This is a genomic window from Clostridium sp. C105KSO13 (assembly GCF_001517425.1).
Taxonomy (GTDB): domain Bacteria; phylum Bacillota; class Clostridia; order Lachnospirales; family Lachnospiraceae; genus Muricomes.
The window spans coordinates 31,094-48,559 of sequence record NZ_FBWL01000152.1; the positions used below are offsets into that span (position 1 = coordinate 31,094).

Genomic DNA, 17,466 nt, shown 5'->3' on the forward strand with positions numbered 1-17,466 from the left:
TATTGACAAAATTATCAGAAATATACATAAAAGGGGACTGTCCCCCTTGCGGACCGTTTTCAGAATATTCTCATTATTTATGTCGTATCACTCCGGATACTGCTGCTACCTGGTTATTGATATGCTGATTTGTTAATTTCATGGCCACATCCTGTTCACCTTTTTCAATTGCACGGATTATTTGCTGGTGTTCGGACAGAAGCTGCGGATAACATTCCTTTTGTTTTAGGTATTCTACACGATAACGATACATCTGTTCCCTGAGATTATTCAGTAGTTGTATCAGCCTTTGGTTGTCTGTAGCCCAATATATAATATCGTGAAATGCTACATCGCCCTCGGCGATCTTTGTGATATCATCGCTGTCCAGTGTTGCTTTAAAATCCTCAGCTGCCTTTTTTAAGTTTTCTATCCCTTCTTTATCTATCCTGATGCATGCCAGCTGTACTGCAAGTTCTTCTAACGCTGCCCGTACTTCCAGCACGTCTCTGAGATTTTTCTCTGTGATTTCCGCAACCTCTGCGCCTTTTCTTGGAATCATCAGAACAAGGCCTTCCAGTTCCAGTTTTCGGATTGCCTCACGGATAGGTGTACGGCTTACCCCCAGTTTATTGGCAAGCTGAATCTCCATCAGTCGCTCTCCCGGTTTTAATTCCCCCCGAAGAATAGCTTGTCTCAGCGTGTTAAAAACAACATCCCGTAAAGGCAGATATTCATTCATTGTTACATCAAATTTAGGTTCCATCTTATAGCCTCCTTGCACCATGTACATTTGTCACGTACACCTGCTTTGCCAGTGCTTTACTTCTAATCTTTTCCTGTGCTTTTCTTGCCTGAGCCTTATTCTCAAAGAGCCCGAAAACCGTAGGGCCGCTCCCGCTCATCATAGCATTTAATGCTCCCACAGCTTTCATCTCATTCTTTATATCTTCAATTACGGGATGTAAGGGTATAGTTACCTCCTCCAGAACATTCCCCATCGCCGACGCAATCTCAGGGAGGTAACTTTTTTCCAGCCCTTTTATCAAACCATTAATATCAGGATGTTTCAGGCTTTCTTTCGCATCTAGTTTCTCATATACTATCTTTGTAGAGACGCTGATGGGCGGCTTTGCTATCAGAACGGTGCATTTGGGCATGGTCGGCAGTTCTGTCAGCTCTTCTCCGATTCCTTCTGCCAGCACTGTCCCCCGCATAATGCAGTACGGAACATCCGCCCCAAGTTTTACGCCTCTCTCCATCAGTTCCTTCCGGGAAAGTCCCAATCCAAATATACGGTTCATCCCAAACAGAACGGCCGCGGCGTTTGAACTGCCGCCTGCCAGTCCTGCAGCCACCGGGATGTGCTTATGCAGCGTAATCACAACTCCTTCTTTTATCTGAAATTCTTCTATTAATAGAGCTGCTGCTTTGTATGCAATATTATTTTCACCTATTGGAAGAAAATAAAGATTTGTCTTTATTTCAATGCCCGGCTTATTTGTGCGTTCAATTTTCACATCGTCATACAGATATATTGACTGCATGACCATCCGTACATCATGATAACCGTTCTCCCTTCTCCCGAGTACATCCAGTCCCAGATTAATTTTGGCAAGTGCCTTTAATTCTATCTGTCTCATCCTGTGTCCTCCACATATTACAGTTCACTAGTGTGCTCCTTTGTATCTTGTATACATTATACTTATATTATACTCATACTTTCTTTAAAAATCAACAGCTTATCACCAGGTTTTATAGAATCCGATTCCAAACCGTTTACTTCTCTTATCCCCTCCACTGTAGTCATGTAATTTTTTGCAAGTGTCCAGAGTTCGTCTCCGTCTTTTACAATATACCCCACAATTCCGGGCTGCTTCTCCACCTCTTCCATGGATATCGGTGTAAGTTCTACATCTGTAATCACCTGCATATGGACAGGGCTCCGCATAAATGTGTCAAATGCAAGTATAGCCTTCACTTCCACCGCTTCGCTTCCGGCCAGGTTTATAGACAATTGTTCAACATGATAGGAAATATTATACCGCACATCCGGCTTCATCCCCGGGCACTCCAACAGATAAGAAAAGGGCATGATCCCCTGCCAGCTTCCGAAAGGTACTTCGTCATCCGCTCTCAGATACAGGAAAGAAATATGCAGAATTCCCTCTATTTGAATTCCGTCCTCTGTTAATTCCATATGATCCACCTGTACACTGCCGTCACTGTGGCAGACCTGCAGTACATCGTCTTTCAGTTCCGGAAGAGACAGCCGCTCCGAAACCTTACATTTCGAATAATTTTGGACAAGCAGCTCTTCATAGGTTGCGTCTCTTGTATCATAGTTGCATTTTTGCTCCAGTGAATATAAATCCTCCAGCAGTTCCATTTCTTCTTCCTGATAAATATTCATTCGAAGATTCAGCGTCCCCTCTATTCCGAGAACACGCATTTCCCCGTCTTCATCCATGCGAACATCCACAAGCGTATCCTCCAGGCTGTTGTGAACATAATAATACATCCCTTCCTCGGCTCCGCTGCATTCAACCCTTCCCTCATAGGGGACAGCCTGCTCCAGCCAGTCCGTCTTTCCATCCTCCGAACGGTACATGCAGAATATTAAAAGTTCACCCTTCAGCTGTATTTCATCCTGTCCAAGCCTGACTTCCAGCTTTCTGCCGCTCACATCTGTGAGGAGAAGCTGCCCGATGCTCTCCTTTGTCCCCGGAAGGGTGACCTCTTCTTTAATTCGGTAAGTGTCTTTCTTCGTTGTATTCAGCTCCAGAAGATTGACATTTTTCATTTTCTTGTAAATGGGAACTGAACTGTCCACATCTACTGTGGTTTCCTCATCCTCCAGTTTTTCCCTGCCAATTTCCATCTCTACCATGGCACGGATGCTAAGTTTTCTCGAATGAACCAGTGACGCTGTAAACTCCACGCGAATATTCTGTATAAAATAGGTTTCCAGTTCTCCGCCATCTGTATACACCATCTCTTCAAAAGGAATTTTTCCCTCAAGGACCGCCGGCTGTGGATCTCCTGTTGCCGTCACATAAAGAATCTGAAAATACAGTTTTCCGGAAATCCGTATGTAATTCTCCACCAGTTTAATATCTTCTATTTTTACATTTCCCGAGCCTTGGATGACCTGCTGCACATCCTCCTTTGCATCCGGCACATTATACTCTTCATCCAGATAAAACTGGTCAAAGGTACGTTTTCCCTCCTGTGTGTAATGAATGGGTTTTCTGCTTAATTCCATATACGTCCTCCTAATCAAAAACAACTCTTTTTTCTATATATTCCAATCTCACAACCACATACGGATAAGTGGTTACATCTTTTGTTTTTTCCCCTTTTTCGGGCCCCAGCAGATTCGTATGTATATAAACAGCATTTTCTGTTTCATAAAGTCCTGTCACTTCCACACTGTACCCGCTTTTAGGTTGTGGTCCATACCCTTCCGCAATATACAGATACCCCTGATCTGCGTATGTCAGTTTAAACGGCAGTTCTCTGTTCTCCAGGATTGTACTTTTAAGCTCATTCGGTACTCTTTCCTTATCCATAACAGTAAATTCCAGATCGTGCAGTTTTTCAGTCTTCTGAGGACGCGAAACGCATCCCGCCAGCATCAGAACAAGCAAAAACCCCGCCAGATACAATATTTTTCTCGTCATATCCTATCCCCGCGGTATATTCTCACTATTATCTTATTATGAAAATGACCTGAATATTCCGCAAAAACAAAGCACTCCATTTTTACTTGTTTTTTAATGCCTGCTTCGGTATAATTGAAAAGACAAAGAAACCATTAGAAAAATAGAAAAGAGGATTTTTCCTTATGTTCCGATTTATATGTATTGCAATTTTTCTGATTTTATATTTAATTCTGTCCATTCCTATATTCCTGGTAGAATGGATTATCGGCAAATTTAACCGCAATCTGCGGGACTACAGCTCCCTTCGTTTTGTGCAGTGGGCGTTTCGTGTGATCATAAAGATGGCTGGAATAGATATGACCATCATCGGGGAAGAAAATGTACCTGATGAGCCAGTTCTTTTTATCGGCAACCACCGCAGTTTTTTTGATGTCGTAATCACATATTCTCGCTGTAAGCGACTGACCGGATATATTGCCAAAAAAGAAATGGAGCATATTCCGCTGCTTTCCGTCTGGATGCGCTACCTTTACTGCCTGTTTCTGAATCGTGACAATCCAAAAGAAGGCTTGAAGACGATTTTGCAGGCCATTGATTACATCAAAAGAGGCGTTTCTGTTTGTATTTTCCCGGAAGGCACCAGAAGCAAAGGCGAAGAACCCACGATGCTCCCCTTCAAAGACGGTGCTTTTAAAATTGCCACCAAAACAAACTGTGCTATTGTCCCTATATCCCTGAATAATACCTATACCATATTCGAGAAACAGTTCCCGCGGATCAAGAAGACCCATGTGGTAATCGAGTATGGAAAGCCTATATATCCTAATGAACTGGATCCTGAAGATAAAAAACATATCGGCAGCTACGTGCACAACATAATCATGGAAACTCTGCAAAAAAATATTCACTTAGTATAAAACAGTTTTCTTTACTTTTTTTTAACATGTGCTATACTTAGTCTTAAAAGTTAGTGAGATGTCTCTCTGACTTTTAGTAAAATAGTATACTAGAACAGTTACGTTTGAGGAGGCTATAATGAGTACCCAGAATCTCACATTACTGACAGACCTGTATGAATTAACTATGATGCAGGGTTATTTTGAAACCCAGGAAAATGAAAACGTTGTATTTGACGTGTTTTTCCGTCACAACCCTAATGCAGGCGGGTACTCCGTTATGGCAGGGCTGGAACAGGTGATTGAATACATTAAGAATCTGCACTTTTCCTATGAAGACGTGGAATACCTGCGAGGGCTTGGTATATTCACCGAGAATTTTCTCCACTACCTGAGCGGATTCCATTTTAGCGGAAATATTTACGCAATCGAAGAGGGAAGCGTTATTTTCCCCAGAGAACCCCTTGTGAAAGTGATCGCTCCTATTATGGAAGCACAACTTGTGGAGACAGCCATTTTAAATATTATTAATCACCAGTCACTGATTGCGACAAAGGCTTCCAGGGTTGTCTTTGCCGCCCAAGGTGACGGAATCATGGAGTTTGGATTGCGCCGTGCCCAGGGCCCTGACGCAGGACTCTATGGGGCAAGAGCTGCGGTCATCGGCGGCTGTGCAGGCACTTCCAATGTACTGGCAGGAAAGCTTTTTGACGTTCCTGTCATGGGGACACATGCCCATAGCTGGATTATGAGTTTTAAAGATGAATATACCGCTTTTAAAGAATATGCCAAATTATATCCCCATGCATGCACTCTCCTGGTAGACACCTACGACACACTGAAATCCGGTGTTCCCAATGCTATCCGTGTTTTCCGGGAAATGCGCCAGGAAGGTATACGCCCTAAATCTTACGGAATACGTCTTGACAGTGGTGACCTTGCATATCTTTCAAAACAGGCGCGTATTATGCTGGATGAGGCCGGTTTTACAGATGCTGTTATTGCCGCATCCAATGATTTGGACGAGCTTTTAATCCACGATTTAAAGATGCAGGGTGCCGCCATCACCTCTTGGGGTGTGGGGACAAACATGATTACTTCTAAAGATTGCCCTTCTTTCGGCGGTGTATATAAAATGGCTGCCATACAAGGCCCCGGAGGAGAGTTTATTCCCAAAATCAAAATCTCAGAAAATGTGGAAAAGATTACAAATCCGGGCAACAAGACAATCTATCGTGTATATGATAGGGCAACCGGAAAAATCCGAGCAGATTTAATCTGTTTTGCCGATGAATACTATGACACCAGTCAGGAGCTTTTACTATTTGACCCTCATGCGACATGGAAAAAGACCAAACTTTCCGGAGGGACTTATACTATGCGTGAAATGTTGAAGCCTATTTTCATCCACGGAGAATGTGTCTACAAATCACCGACTGTCAAGGAAATTGCAGCCTACTGTACAAAAGAAAAGAACACACTCTGGGATGAGACAAAGCGCCTGTTCAACCCTCACCGGGTTTATGTGGATTTATCTCAGAAACTTTATGACACAAAGACAAAATTACTAAATGACATGAGCAAGCAGGCGGAACCGTAAAGGAGATTTAATTATCATGAAAATTATTGTATTGGCAGGAGGACTCAGCACGGAGCGTGATGTATCCCTTTCCTCCAGCGCAGGTATTTGCAGAACATTACTTGAAAAAGGACACGATGCTTTTTTACTGGACGTCTTTTTAGGCCTGCCTTATGATCCGGATCGTCTGGAGGATGTGTTTACACTTCCCGGACACGGTCTTGAAATCGCAAAAAATATCAGCACAGATGAACCGGATATCGAAGCTGTCAAGGCTTCCCGCCCTGATCAGTCTGATTGTTTTCTCGGACCAAATGTAATCGAACTCTGCCGTATGGCTGATATCACATTCCTCGGTCTTCACGGCGGAGAGGGGGAGAATGGAAAACTGCAGGCCACTTTCGATCTTCTCGGAATTAAATATACAGGACCGGATTCTCTGGGCTGTGCCGTTGCCATGGATAAAGGTTTCACCAAGCATGTATTCATACAGACTGGTATCGACACCCCTCCCGGAGTAAGCCTTCACAAAAGTGCCTCCGGCCAGTCTCTGGAAGCATTGGGCTTAAGTCTTCCGGTAGTTGTAAAGCCCTGTTCAGGCGGTTCCAGCATTGGTGTCTACATTGTACATACAATAGAAGAATATACAGAGGCCCTTTCTAAATCATTCCGTTATGAAGATGAAGTTGTAATAGAAGCCTACATTAAAGGCAGAGAATTTGCCTGCGGCATCATAGATGGCAAGGCTCTCCCTCCCATTGAAATCATTCCGAAAACAGGTTTTTTTGACTATGCCAACAAATATCAGGACGGAGCCACCGATGAGGTGTGCCCTGCAGATATCAGCAAAGATATTTCAGATAGAATGAAAGAACTTACTGTAAAAGCATATCACGCATTAAAATTAAATGTATACAGCCGGGCAGATTTTCTCCTGGATGATAAGGGAAACCTGTACTGTCTCGAACTAAATACCCTTCCGGGAATGACTGCAGCCAGCCTTCTTCCAAAAGAAGCACAGGCTGTGGGCATAGAATACGGTGACTTGTGTGAACTGATTATTCAAAAATCCCTGGAGGCAAGATACTAAAAGGACGGTATATATATCATGAAAAACATGACATTAAAAGAAATCTCTGTAGCCTGCGGCGGTATATATTACGGAGATGAAGAAAGCTACTACAAGGAAGTAAGCAGTGTCACAATTGACAGCCGAAAGATTGAAAAGGGCTGTCTTTTTGTGGCGCTACGCGGCGCACGGGTAGACGGACACATGTTTATCCCACAATCTATCCATGAAGGTGCTCTGTGCGCTGTTTCCGAAAAACGGATAGAAAATGCAGCATATCCTTATATTATGGTTAACTCCTGCGCACAGGCGCTAAAGGATATTGCAGAGCACTATCGCCGCTGCCTCCGTCTGAAGGTGGTTGGAATAACCGGAAGCGTAGGAAAGACAAGCACCAAAGAAATGATTGCGTCCGTGGTAGGCCAAAAATACAATGTTCTGAAAACTGAGGGAAATTTCAATAATGAAATCGGCCTTCCTCTTACAATATTCCGTATCAGACAAGAGCATCAGGTGGCTGTACTTGAAATGGGAATCAGTGATTTCGGCGAGATGGAACGTTTGGCTAAAATAGTGCGGCCTGATATATGTGTCCTTACCAATATTGGCTGTGCCCACCTGGAACATCTGAAATCAAGGGAAGGGATTCTGAAAGCAAAGACCGAGATGCTTTTATTCATGAACCCTCAGGGAAGTGTTATTCTAAACGGAGATGATGATATGCTTAGCACATATACTCCCCCCAACCAGATCAAGCCAATACTCTTCGGCCGGAATTCCCCGTGCTCTTATTCCGTTAAAAATGTGGACGATCTGGGACTAAAAGGGACCTCTGCCACTTTCTGTACCCCGGATTCAGAGTTTAAGGCACACATCTCTGTTCCGGGAGAACATATGGTTTATAACGCACTTGCCGCCGTTGCCGTCGGCCGAATCCTGAACATGAAAGATTCAGAAATCAAACAGGGGATTGAAGCCCTGCTTCCTCTGGCCGGCCGCAGCAACCTAATTGAAACTAAAACTTTCACCATTATCGATGATTGTTATAATGCAAACCCGGATTCTATGAAAAGTTCACTGGATATTCTAAGGAAATCCGAGGGACGCTCTGTTGCCATTCTGGGAGATATGTTTGAACTGGGATTGACGGAGCATGAAATGCACTATGAAGTGGGCAAGTACGCAGCCGTATCCGGCATAAATCAGCTTATCTGCATTGGTACTCTTGCCGTAGAAATTGCCCGGGGTGCTGCCAGTGTAAATTCAGATATAGAGATTTCCTATTACGAAACAAAATCTGAATTCCTGGAGCATACAGACATCCTGCTGAAAGCACACGATACTATATTAGTAAAAGCTTCCCATGGGATGGAGTTTCCTGAAATCGTAGAAGCTTTGAGGGTAATGTAAATGTAAAACAAAATTTTTAAACAGAGCAGCCTGGTTCTCCTTTTAAGAAGTTTCAAACTGCTCTGTTTCTTTACTCTTTTCTTTCCTCAGGCTCTTTTCCGGGAGCTGTGCCAGGATAATAGCAAGAAATACAAGCCCGCACCCGAACAATTCTCTTGGTGTTCTTCTCTCGTGAAGAATAAGCCAGCTTGTGAGTGCCGCAAACACAGACTCCAGACTCAATATTAATGAGGCCACAGTAGGCTCTGCGTCTTTCTGGGCAATTACCTGCATAGTATAAGCCACCCCACAAGACAACACTCCTGCATAAAACAGAGGAGCATATGCATCTAGTATCTCTCCCATTCCAGGTCTTTCCCATAACAGCGCAGGCACCGTACAAAGGATTCCGCACACCAGAAACTGGATACAGGACATTTTAACGCCATCCACCTTAGGCGCGAAATAATCTATCACAAGAATATGAACTGCGAATGCAAATGCAGAAATCATGATCAGCAAATCCCCATGCACGATAGAGAATCCTTCTTTTACACAAAGGAAGTAAATTCCCAGCATTGCAAGCCCAACACCTGTCCATATTTTTATTCCGGCCCTTTTCCCTGCGAATGTCCCCAACAGCGGGACAATCAGAATATACAATGCTGTCAGAAAACCGGCTTTCCCGGCACTTGTGTACACAATGCCTATCTGCTGAAGGGAGCTTCCCACAGTTAGAGCTATCCCGCAGCAAATACCGCCAACCCACAATGTTTTTTTGTCTTCTTTTTTCTTATCTATATGAAAACCTTGTACAGGCTTTTCCCTCCGCCCCAGAATCCAGATAACCGGCAAAAGTACAAGTGCACCCAATAGGCAGCGCAAAGAGTTAAAAGTGAAAGGTCCTATGTAAGCCATTCCGGCACTCTGTGCCACAAAAGCACTCCCCCAAATCAAAGCTGTCAGCATAAGCATGACATTATTTTTCACTTTCTGTTTCATACTATCAATCTCATCCTTTTTATAAATTTCCCTATACAGTATAATTCTATTTTAGAACATCCGGTAAATATCTTCTAACGCGTAATAACTGGCGTCAAAAATTCTCTTCATTTTATCATACACCGCCTGGTTTGTCTTGTCAGGCCTGTATTCTCTCTTATACTGCAGAAAACGAGTAATATCCTCAAAGTTATCATAAGCACCCACCCCTACACCTGCAATCATGGCTGCAGCTATAGAAGTTGCCTCCTCCACATGGTCCGGTGTAGTCAGTTTTGCACAAAGTACGTCAGAAAGCGTCTGGCATACAACATCGCCTTTTGCGCCGCCCCCTGTGAGAATCAACTCTTCTACAGGTAAATATTTTCTATACGCCGACAGAATCAATTCCAGATTGTATGCCACTCCTTCCATGGCCGCTCTGATGTAATCTTCCTTTGTATGATACATCTTAATACCCAAATAAGCCCCGTTTGTGTCCTCATTCCAGCGGGGGCTCCTCTCCCCCAGCATATAGGGCAAGAAAAGGAGTCCCTTTGCGCCCGCCGGTGAATTTTCAATCATGGCATTTAATTCACTGTATGGTGTGCCCGGTGCAAAAAGTTCTCGAACATACGAATAGCTGCTTCCCGCCGCCTGCATAGTTCCGCAGGGCATGTATTTCCCCGGAATAACATGTGCAAAGCAGAACAAAATCTTCTCCTCATCCAGGAACTTTTTCTCTGTGGTTCCTCCTACCCAGGCAGATGTCCCAAAGGTAACAAATAAATCATCATCATGGATACAGCCTGCTCCCACTGCAGCACAGGGACCGTCCCCGCCCCCACATACAACAGGGGTTCCCTCGCAAAGTCCAGTAGCAGCGGCCGCTTCTTTCGTAACCTTTCCTATGATGTCCGTAGAGTAGTGCAGCCGCGGCAGCAGCTCCCGATCAATTCCAGAAGCTTCTATTATCTCATCAGACCAGCTTAAACTCTCCAGATCCAGTGCATTTGTTCCGGATGCATCCGAATAGTCAGTCACAAATTCTCCCGTCAGACGGTATAAAATATAATCCTTTGCCTGAAGGGACTTGTAGGCCTGACTGTAGACTTCAGGCTCGTTTTTCTTTAGCCACATAATCTTTTCCAGGGTATAGCTGGAACTTAGGCGATGCCCCGTAATCTCATACATCCTGTCAAAGCCAATCTCTTTTTCCAGGTGACAGGCTTCCTCCTGGGCGCGCTGATCGGCCCAGATAATTGAAGGGCGAAGAGGCCTCCCCTCCCTGTCCACCAGCAGACATCCCTGCATCTGCGCAGAAAAGGAAAGAGCTATAACATCGGAATTGTCAATGCCCTCCAGGATATTCTTCGTGGCCTTACATACTGCATCCCACCAGTCCAAGGGGTTCTGTTGAGCACAATTTTTCCCAAAGAAACGTACATCATAGGAAAAGGTACAGCTTTTTACGACCTTGCCGTCCACTGTAAATAAAGTAGCTTTATCTCCTGATGTTCCTAAATCATGGGCGATAATATATTCTGCCATGGCAAGCCCTCCTTCTCCTCTTAAATTTCGTAAATCCTTTTATCCTTGTATACAGCTTTCCAGTCAGCACCGAAGCCTTCAATTGCCGAATCAATAATTGGGCTCTCCACCATCTGAGTGTAAAGCTTCGGGGATGCTGTAACAGCATGTGCGCCTGTGAGCAGTGCATCCATAATCTGATGTGTGTTTTTAAAACTGGCAGCAAGTATCTTTGTGTCTTTATGATAATGCTCATACAACCATGCAATCTCTTCCAATGCCTTTTTACTGTCCACATTCATATTATTCATACGGTTAAAATAAGGCGCTACATAATCCGCTCCCACAGATGCTGCCAGCATGGCCTGCTGAGGCATATAAATTGCTGTTCCCGTAATTTTATAACCCTGGGACTTCAGAGTTTTCATAGTCTTAATCCCTTCTTCGTTCACCGGAACTTTAATATACGTGTTCTTCCCAAGCTTGTCCGTGATTGCCTCAGCTTCTTTCACCATCTCCTCACAGGTACTTCCGGTCACCTGTACGTGAAGCTGCTTATCCCCGATAATACTGCGGATTTCAAGCAAAAGCGGGAAGAACTCCGCTTTTTCCCTTGATAAAATTGTAGGGTTGGAGGTCACCCCTGTAATATCGTAAATATCGTTATATTTACGAATGTCCTCTAAATTTGCGGTGTCTAATAAGATTTCCATACTATTATCTCCTTTTCTCATCTACTGCTTTAATTGCCGGTGTACTGCATCATTAACTTATTTTTATCACTTGGACTCCGTGTTCTTTCAATTCTCTCTGATAATCTTCAGGAATCCCAGCATCCGTAATCAGATATTGAATCTCTCCCAGCGAAAACTCGGGGACAATGCCCTGCCTTGTAAACTTGCAGGATTCCGTGAGAATCACTACTTTCTCTGCGTTTCTCGCCATATCCCTCAAGGTCTCCACACGCAGGTGATTATCTCCTGTAAAGCCTGTCTGAGAGTGATAACCATCTGTACCGGCAAAAAAATACTTTACATGAAAAGACTGAACACCCAATCGGGTAATCGGGCCCACAACAGCCTGGGAATCAGGCTGGTAATCTCCTCCCAGCAAAACAAGATGGATATTGGAAACCTTTCCGATATAATCCGCCATAAAGACAGAATTTGTAATAATTGTTACATTCCGCTTCGTCCGGCTGATTTCATCTGCCAGCAAAATACAGCAGGAACCGGATTCAATCATAACCGTATCCCCATCTTTTATGAGCGCTGCTGCCTCTTCTGCAAGCCGGATTTTTGTAGAGTAGTTGGCAGCAAGACGGCGTCTCATATCATTTTCATCATTTAGTATTGCATACCCCTGTTCACGGCGGAGCAATCCCCGCTCCTTAAGCTCTGTCAGATCCTTTCTGATGGTCACAAGAGATACTCCACACAAGTCAGCCAGTAATCCCACTTCACACTTTTCATTAGTGCTCAGTATCTCAAGAATTCTAGATTGTCTGTGCTCTACTTTTCCCATAAATCAGCTCCTATAACGTCCCGATAATTTTCGAACGAAACTCGTACTTATTACGTTTACTTATTTAGTATATTTCGTATTATCTTTTATGTCAACCTTGAATTATATATACGCACAGATTAGTAACCAAAAAAGTACCCATGACAGGGTGGCAGCCTCTCGCGGAAAGGTAACTAAAGCCAAACCCGAAAGCATCCACTTTTGGAGTGGGTGCTTTCCTTTTGTATGTTCATTGTAACCCAGTCTTTAAAAACTCAAGTCACTTTTCAACAACAATAGCAGGATTGTTCGTTAAAAAATACACATTATCTTCAAACTCTCATTGATTAGTACCTTTATATAGCTTATAATAAAAATAGGATAATTTTTTAACATACATGTTAAGGAGGTAACAAAGATGAAAGGTTATGGAATGTTTTCAATTAATAATGCCGGCTGGATAGAGAAGGACAGGCCCGTCTGTGGCCCATTGGATGCTATTGTAGAGCCTACAGTCATAGCTCCCTGCTCTTCCGATACACACGTTCTGCACGGTGGTAACGGTGAAAAGACCAATCTGATTTTAGGTCATGAAGCAGTCGGTAAGGTTGTGGAAGCAGGTAATCTTGTAAAAGATTTCAAACCCGGTGATGTGGTAGTAGTTCCCTGCTGTACGCCAAACTGGCTTTCTCTGAACACGCAAGGCGAATACACTGCCCATGATAAAGGGCTTATGGCAAGCTTTAAGTTTCTGGGCTCAAAAGACGGAACTTTTGCGGAATATTTCCATGTGAATCAGGCAGATGCTAATCTTGTACTTCTTCCGGAGAATGTAGCTCCCGAGGCTGCTGTTATGACGGTTGATATGATGTCCACCGGCTTCCATGGAGTTGAAAATGCAGATATAGGCTTCGGTGACACTGTAGTGGTCATTGGTATCGGCCCTGTGGGTCTGATGGCAGTTGCAGGTACAAAATTAAAAGGTGCCGGCAGAATCATTGCAGTTGGAACACGCCCAAACTGTGTCGCTGTTGCAAAAGAGTACGGTGCAACGGATATAATCAGTTACAAAGAAGGTGATATTGTAAAGCAGGTTCTGGAAATGACAAAGGGTGGAGCTGATTCGGTCATCATAGCAGGTGGCAATGCCGAAAGCTTCCGACAGGCTGTAGACATGACAAAGCCCGGCGGCTGCATTTCTAATGTAAATTTCTTCGATCTTTCAGATACACTTGCCATGCCTGCTTTTTCATGGGGACTTGGAATGGCTGACAAGACAATTCGGGGTGGCTTCTGCCCGGGAGGTGCTCTGCGGATCAGCAAAATGCTCCAGATGATTGAGAATGGAAGAGTGGATACTACCAAGCTGATCACACATACATTTAATGGTTTTGATAAGATTGAAGATGCCTTCAAACTTATGGATGAAAAACCAAGAGATTTGATTAAGCCTGTTGTTTTTATTTAAAATAGCGGTACAACTTATGTTCTGAAAATACATAGCAAAGGGGGCTGCAAGAACTTTTATCCTGCAGCCCGCCCCACTACTTTTTATCATAATCGTCCAAAAAACTATATTTCCTCTCATTATCATGATACCCTATTATGGTATTCAGGTTTACATTATGAATGCTTCTGAAAATATTCATATCAATCAAATCGCTTGTTTTCCTAAAACTTGCAATTAACTGCTTCATCTCATCCCGTTTGGAGCCATGCTCTCCTCCGCACACACTACAGTGTTCAGTGAAGCGGCAGGCACATTGTATAAAATGCAGCTTGTTGTAGTCTCTCCACGCTTTAATGTCATTTTCTTTGACCATATACAGGGGACGAATCAATTCCATTCCCTCAAAATTTTTGCTGTGAAGCTTGGGCATCATTGTCTCCACTTTCCCGCTATAGAACATTCCCATAAGAGTCGTTTCAATTACATCGTCAAAATGATGTCCCAGAGCTATTTTATTGCAGCCCAGTTCCTTTGCATGTGAGTACAGATACCCTCTTCGCATTCTGGCACAGAGATAGCAAGGACTTTTCTCCACATCTGCCACAATGTTGAAAATATCAGATTCAAATACTGTCAGTGGGATTCCGAGAAGCTTCGCGTTATCTGTTATAATCTTCCAGTTATCTTCATTATATCCGGGATTCATTACCAAAAATATTAGTTCGAAGGGTACCTGACCATGACGTTTTAACTCCTGCATGAGCTTTGCCAGCAGCATGGAGTCTTTCCCGCCGGATATACATACCGCTATCTTATCTCCCTCTTTTACCAGTTCATATTCCTGTATTGCTTTTGTAAATTTTCTCCAGATGCTCTTTCGGAATTTTTTAATAATACTACGTTCTATATCCCTAGTTTTCTGCTTTGCAGAAGAATCTTCTGACAGAGTCTGACTAAGTTTCAGTCTTAGCCAGGCCCTGTAGCCTCCTGCAACATTTACTGCACAAAACCCTGCATCTGTCAGTGACTCCACCACATCCATGCTCTTATCTCCGGTATGGCACATCACATATAAAGTATTGCTTTTGTCCATGCCGGTCACATAGTCCTCAACATCAGATAACGGGACATTAACTGCCCCGTCTACCCTTCCTCGGTTAAAATCCTCCGAATCCCGTATATCAAGAATTACCGCTTTGTCTTTCTCTATTTGTTCCAGTTCCTCTACTGTAATTGATTTCATAAAAATTTCCTATTTCCTCTATATGTCTTATTCTTTGCAGATTTTGATGTAAGCCTTTACCACCTCTATCAGCTTATCATAGCTCATAGAGGTGGTATTTAGGCAAAGATCATAATTTCTGGCGTCGTTCCATTCCCGTCCGGTGTAATATTTGTAATATTCAGAGCGGTGTTTATCTGTTTTCTCTATTTTTTTGATGATATCCTTTTCGGTTCCTCCATTTTGTTTCATCACACGGGCAATACAATCCTCTTCCGGCGCATACAGGAACAAGCGGACTACATAATCACAGTCTTTGAGGAGATAATCTGCGCAGCGTCCAATAATAACACAGGATTCTGTGTCTGCAAGCTCCCGAATTACTTTTGCCTGATAATTGAAAAGATTGTCATTTGATACGAAATCATCGCTGTCCGGTGGAATCACTTCACCATTGTACGCCTTTTTCGCTATCTTAAACAGTGGCAGGCTTTTTAATTTCTCGTCTGCCTTTCCAAAGAGGGCCTCATTAATCCCGCTCTCATCCGAAGCAAGTCTGAGTAAGTCCCTGTCATAACAATTTATCCCAAGTTCTTCTGCCAGCTTAAGGCCTAATGTCCTCCCGCCGCTTCCATAGCCTCTTGCAATTGTAATCACAGTATGCTTCATAAAATCTCCTCCTCTACCCAGGCATATTCTTGTGAGGATGATTTGCAAATCTACTCTCCCAAATATGCCCTTTTGATTGACTCATTGTTCATAAGTTCTTTTGCATCTCCGTTCAGCACAATATTCCCTGTCTCTAATACATATGCGCGGTCTGCAATGGAAAGTGCCTTTTTCGCATTCTGCTCCACCAAAAGTACGGTAGTTCCCGAAGCAGAGATTTCTTTAATAATATTGAAAATTTCTTCTACAAAAATTGGAGATAATCCCATGGAGGGTTCATCCATCAGTATAATCCTGGGCTTGCTCATCAGTGCCCTGCCCATTGCAAGCATCTGCTGTTCACCGCCGCTCAATGTCCCGGCAGCCTGCTTTTTCCGTTCCTCCAGCCGGGGAAAGCTTCGATACACGCGCTGCAGAGAGTCTGCTATTTCATCTTTATCTTTTCTCGTATAGGCCCCAAGCTTTAAATTCTCCAGCACAGAAAGTTCCGCAAATACACGTCTTCCTTCTGGAACATGAGCCATACCCATAGACACAATCTTGTGCCCGGGAACTTTCGTGATATCCTGACCTTCAAAAATAATGTTACCTTCTTTTGCCTGAAGCATACCGGTTATTGTCTGCAGGGTTGTTGTCTTTCCTGCGCCGTTGGCGCCGATCAATGCAATAACCTCTCCCTCTTTTACTTCGAAGGAAATACCTTTAATGGCCTGTATCACACCATAATACACTTTCAGATCTTTAATTTCAAGCATTGCCATAAATTATTTCCTCCTACTCACCAAGATATGCCGTGATAACCTTTGGATCATTCAAGACATCTTTTGTCTTGCCCTGAGCCAGTACCTGTCCGAAGTTCAGTACTGTCAGTTCCTCACAAATGCCGGATACCAATTTCATATCATGTTCAATCAAAAGTATCGTCATATCAAATTCATCCCTGACAAAACAGATTGTCTCCATCAATTCTTTTGTTTCATTGGGGTTCATTCCCGCTGCCGGCTCATCCAGTAGAAGCAGCTTTGGATTCGTGGCGAGTGCCCGGGCAATCTCCAGCTTTCTTTGCGCCCCGTAAGGAAGATTAGAGGCCAGATAATTTTCCGTATCCTCAAGTCCAAATACTTTTAGCAGCCCTCTTGCTTTCTCATTCATCTCTCTCTCTGCTTTATAATACTTGGGCAGACGCAGAACAGACGCCAGCGCCGAATAAGAATAACAGTTATGCAGCCCTACTTTTACATTGTCCAGTACCGATTGTTCTTTAAATAAACGGATATTCTGAAATGTTCTGGCAACTCCCGCCTTATTAATATCTATTGTTTTCTTTCCCGTAATATCCTTTCCATCCAGCTCGATGATTCCACTGTCCGGTTTATAAACTCCGGTAAGCATATTAAATATAGTTGTCTTTCCGGCACCGTTTGGTCCTATGAGGCCATATAGCTGTCCCTTCTGTATAGAAATTTCAAAACCATCTACAGCACGAAGACCGCCAAAAGAGATACTAAGGTTCTTTACTTCCAGCAATGCCATA

At 43.5% G+C, this 17,466-nt stretch carries 17 protein-coding genes; 5 read left to right on the forward strand and 12 right to left on the reverse strand.

Going from position 1 to position 17,466, the window contains the following annotated elements; all coding sequences use genetic code 11:
* Positions 1-73 precede the first annotated feature (73 nt).
* The 4 genes from BN3456_RS04040 to BN3456_RS04055 form a co-directional block, all read right to left on the reverse strand.
* Positions 74-745 carry a GntR family transcriptional regulator gene (locus BN3456_RS04040; protein WP_089982858.1) on the reverse strand — a complete coding sequence of 224 codons (672 nt, stop codon included), beginning with the start codon at positions 743-745 and terminating at the stop codon, positions 74-76.
* A gap of 1 nt (position 746) precedes the next feature.
* Positions 747-1,622, reverse strand: coding sequence for a 4-(cytidine 5'-diphospho)-2-C-methyl-D-erythritol kinase (gene ispE, locus BN3456_RS04045; RefSeq protein ID WP_089982859.1), 876 nt, complete (start codon positions 1,620-1,622; stop codon positions 747-749).
* A gap of 62 nt (positions 1,623-1,684) precedes the next feature.
* Positions 1,685-3,244 carry a DUF3794 and LysM peptidoglycan-binding domain-containing protein gene (locus BN3456_RS04050; protein WP_089982860.1) on the reverse strand — a complete coding sequence of 520 codons (1,560 nt, stop codon included), beginning with the start codon at positions 3,242-3,244 and terminating at the stop codon, positions 1,685-1,687.
* Between the two features lie 10 nt (positions 3,245-3,254).
* On the reverse strand, positions 3,255-3,662 hold the full coding sequence (locus BN3456_RS04055; RefSeq protein WP_089982861.1) for a protease complex subunit PrcB family protein: 408 nt from the start codon (positions 3,660-3,662) through the stop codon (positions 3,255-3,257).
* A 164-nt stretch (positions 3,663-3,826) separates the two neighbouring features.
* On the opposite strand from BN3456_RS04055, the gene BN3456_RS04060 reads away from it, so the two are divergent.
* The 4 genes from BN3456_RS04060 (at position 3,827) to murF (ending at position 8,598) form a co-directional block, all read left to right on the forward strand.
* Positions 3,827-4,561 (forward strand): lysophospholipid acyltransferase family protein, encoded by a 735-nt coding sequence (locus tag BN3456_RS04060; RefSeq protein WP_089982862.1) that lies wholly within the window; start codon positions 3,827-3,829, stop codon positions 4,559-4,561.
* A gap of 118 nt (positions 4,562-4,679) precedes the next feature.
* On the forward strand, positions 4,680-6,140 hold the full coding sequence (locus BN3456_RS04065) for a nicotinate phosphoribosyltransferase (protein WP_089982863.1): 1,461 nt from the start codon (positions 4,680-4,682) through the stop codon (positions 6,138-6,140).
* 16 nt (positions 6,141-6,156) lie between these two features.
* Positions 6,157-7,209, forward strand: coding sequence for a D-alanine--D-alanine ligase family protein (locus BN3456_RS04070; RefSeq protein ID WP_089982864.1), 1,053 nt, complete (start codon positions 6,157-6,159; stop codon positions 7,207-7,209).
* An 18-nt stretch (positions 7,210-7,227) separates the two neighbouring features.
* Complete coding sequence (gene murF, locus BN3456_RS04075) at positions 7,228-8,598, forward strand: UDP-N-acetylmuramoyl-tripeptide--D-alanyl-D-alanine ligase (RefSeq protein ID WP_089982865.1); 1,371 nt, start codon at positions 7,228-7,230, stop codon at positions 8,596-8,598.
* A 42-nt stretch (positions 8,599-8,640) separates the two neighbouring features.
* Here the strand turns inward: murF and BN3456_RS04080 are convergent, their stop codons facing one another.
* Genes BN3456_RS04080 through BN3456_RS04095 form a run of 4 tightly spaced genes read right to left on the reverse strand, consistent with a single transcriptional unit; the run spans position 8,641 to position 12,612 of the window.
* Entirely contained in the window at positions 8,641-9,579 is a 939-nt protein-coding gene (locus tag BN3456_RS04080) for a DMT family transporter (protein WP_089982866.1), read from the reverse strand.
* 51 nt (positions 9,580-9,630) lie between these two features.
* Positions 9,631-11,109: a xylulokinase gene (gene xylB, locus BN3456_RS04085; protein ID WP_089982867.1), complete on the reverse strand. Its 1,479-nt coding sequence runs from the start codon at positions 11,107-11,109 to the stop codon at positions 9,631-9,633.
* 20 nt (positions 11,110-11,129) lie between these two features.
* The gene (locus tag BN3456_RS04090; RefSeq protein WP_089982868.1) at positions 11,130-11,801 is read right to left on the reverse strand and encodes a fructose-6-phosphate aldolase; all 672 of its coding nucleotides are present in this window, start codon (positions 11,799-11,801) and stop codon (positions 11,130-11,132) included.
* Positions 11,802-11,853: 52 nt separating this feature from the next.
* A complete protein-coding gene (locus BN3456_RS04095; protein WP_089982869.1) occupies positions 11,854-12,612 on the reverse strand; it encodes a DeoR/GlpR family DNA-binding transcription regulator in 759 nt (252 codons plus the stop codon).
* 397 nt (positions 12,613-13,009) lie between these two features.
* Between BN3456_RS04095 and BN3456_RS04100 the strand changes: the two genes are divergently transcribed.
* A complete protein-coding gene (locus BN3456_RS04100) occupies positions 13,010-14,059 on the forward strand; it encodes an NAD(P)-dependent alcohol dehydrogenase (RefSeq protein ID WP_089982870.1) in 1,050 nt (349 codons plus the stop codon).
* Between the two features lie 76 nt (positions 14,060-14,135).
* On the opposite strand, the gene BN3456_RS04105 is transcribed toward BN3456_RS04100, so the two are convergent.
* From BN3456_RS04105 to BN3456_RS04120, 4 genes are read right to left on the reverse strand one after another with little or no spacing between them, the layout of a single operon-like run.
* Positions 14,136-15,284, reverse strand: coding sequence for an ATP-binding protein (locus tag BN3456_RS04105; RefSeq protein WP_089982871.1), 1,149 nt, complete (start codon positions 15,282-15,284; stop codon positions 14,136-14,138).
* A 27-nt stretch (positions 15,285-15,311) separates the two neighbouring features.
* The gene (locus tag BN3456_RS04110) at positions 15,312-15,932 is read right to left on the reverse strand and encodes a cytidylate kinase-like family protein (RefSeq protein WP_089982872.1); all 621 of its coding nucleotides are present in this window, start codon (positions 15,930-15,932) and stop codon (positions 15,312-15,314) included.
* A 50-nt stretch (positions 15,933-15,982) separates the two neighbouring features.
* Positions 15,983-16,693, reverse strand: coding sequence for an ABC transporter ATP-binding protein (locus BN3456_RS04115; RefSeq protein WP_089982873.1), 711 nt, complete (start codon positions 16,691-16,693; stop codon positions 15,983-15,985).
* A gap of 13 nt (positions 16,694-16,706) precedes the next feature.
* Positions 16,707-17,465, reverse strand: a complete 759-nt coding sequence (locus BN3456_RS04120; protein WP_089982874.1) for an ABC transporter ATP-binding protein — start codon at positions 17,463-17,465, stop codon at positions 16,707-16,709.
* Position 17,466 lies beyond the last annotated feature (1 nt).

What these genes read in the sequence shown, in the direction of transcription:
- BN3456_RS04115 (WP_089982873.1), bottom strand. Translation starts at nt 16,693, where the DNA reads ATGGCAATGCTTGAAATTAAAGATCTGAAAGTGTATTATGGTGTGATA.
- BN3456_RS04070 (WP_089982864.1), top strand. Translation starts at nt 6,157, where the DNA reads ATGAAAATTATTGTATTGGCAGGAGGACTCAGCACGGAGCGTGATGTA.
- BN3456_RS04095 (WP_089982869.1), bottom strand. Translation starts at nt 12,612, where the DNA reads ATGGGAAAAGTAGAGCACAGACAATCTAGAATTCTTGAGATACTGAGC.
- BN3456_RS04090 (WP_089982868.1), bottom strand. Translation starts at nt 11,801, where the DNA reads ATGGAAATCTTATTAGACACCGCAAATTTAGAGGACATTCGTAAATAT.
- BN3456_RS04050 (WP_089982860.1), bottom strand. Translation starts at nt 3,244, where the DNA reads ATGGAATTAAGCAGAAAACCCATTCATTACACACAGGAGGGAAAACGT.
- BN3456_RS04080 (WP_089982866.1), bottom strand. Translation starts at nt 9,579, where the DNA reads ATGAAACAGAAAGTGAAAAATAATGTCATGCTTATGCTGACAGCTTTG.
- BN3456_RS04105 (WP_089982871.1), bottom strand. Translation starts at nt 15,284, where the DNA reads ATGAAATCAATTACAGTAGAGGAACTGGAACAAATAGAGAAAGACAAA.
- BN3456_RS04110 (WP_089982872.1), bottom strand. Translation starts at nt 15,932, where the DNA reads ATGAAGCATACTGTGATTACAATTGCAAGAGGCTATGGAAGCGGCGGG.
- BN3456_RS04055 (WP_089982861.1), bottom strand. Translation starts at nt 3,662, where the DNA reads ATGACGAGAAAAATATTGTATCTGGCGGGGTTTTTGCTTGTTCTGATG.
- BN3456_RS04040 (WP_089982858.1), bottom strand. Translation starts at nt 745, where the DNA reads ATGGAACCTAAATTTGATGTAACAATGAATGAATATCTGCCTTTACGG.
- ispE (WP_089982859.1), bottom strand. Translation starts at nt 1,622, where the DNA reads ATGAGACAGATAGAATTAAAGGCACTTGCCAAAATTAATCTGGGACTG.
- murF (WP_089982865.1), top strand. Translation starts at nt 7,228, where the DNA reads ATGAAAAACATGACATTAAAAGAAATCTCTGTAGCCTGCGGCGGTATA.
- BN3456_RS04065 (WP_089982863.1), top strand. Translation starts at nt 4,680, where the DNA reads ATGAGTACCCAGAATCTCACATTACTGACAGACCTGTATGAATTAACT.
- BN3456_RS04120 (WP_089982874.1), bottom strand. Translation starts at nt 17,465, where the DNA reads ATGGCATTGCTGGAAGTAAAGAACCTTAGTATCTCTTTTGGCGGTCTT.
- BN3456_RS04100 (WP_089982870.1), top strand. Translation starts at nt 13,010, where the DNA reads ATGAAAGGTTATGGAATGTTTTCAATTAATAATGCCGGCTGGATAGAG.
- BN3456_RS04060 (WP_089982862.1), top strand. Translation starts at nt 3,827, where the DNA reads ATGTTCCGATTTATATGTATTGCAATTTTTCTGATTTTATATTTAATT.
- xylB (WP_089982867.1), bottom strand. Translation starts at nt 11,109, where the DNA reads ATGGCAGAATATATTATCGCCCATGATTTAGGAACATCAGGAGATAAA.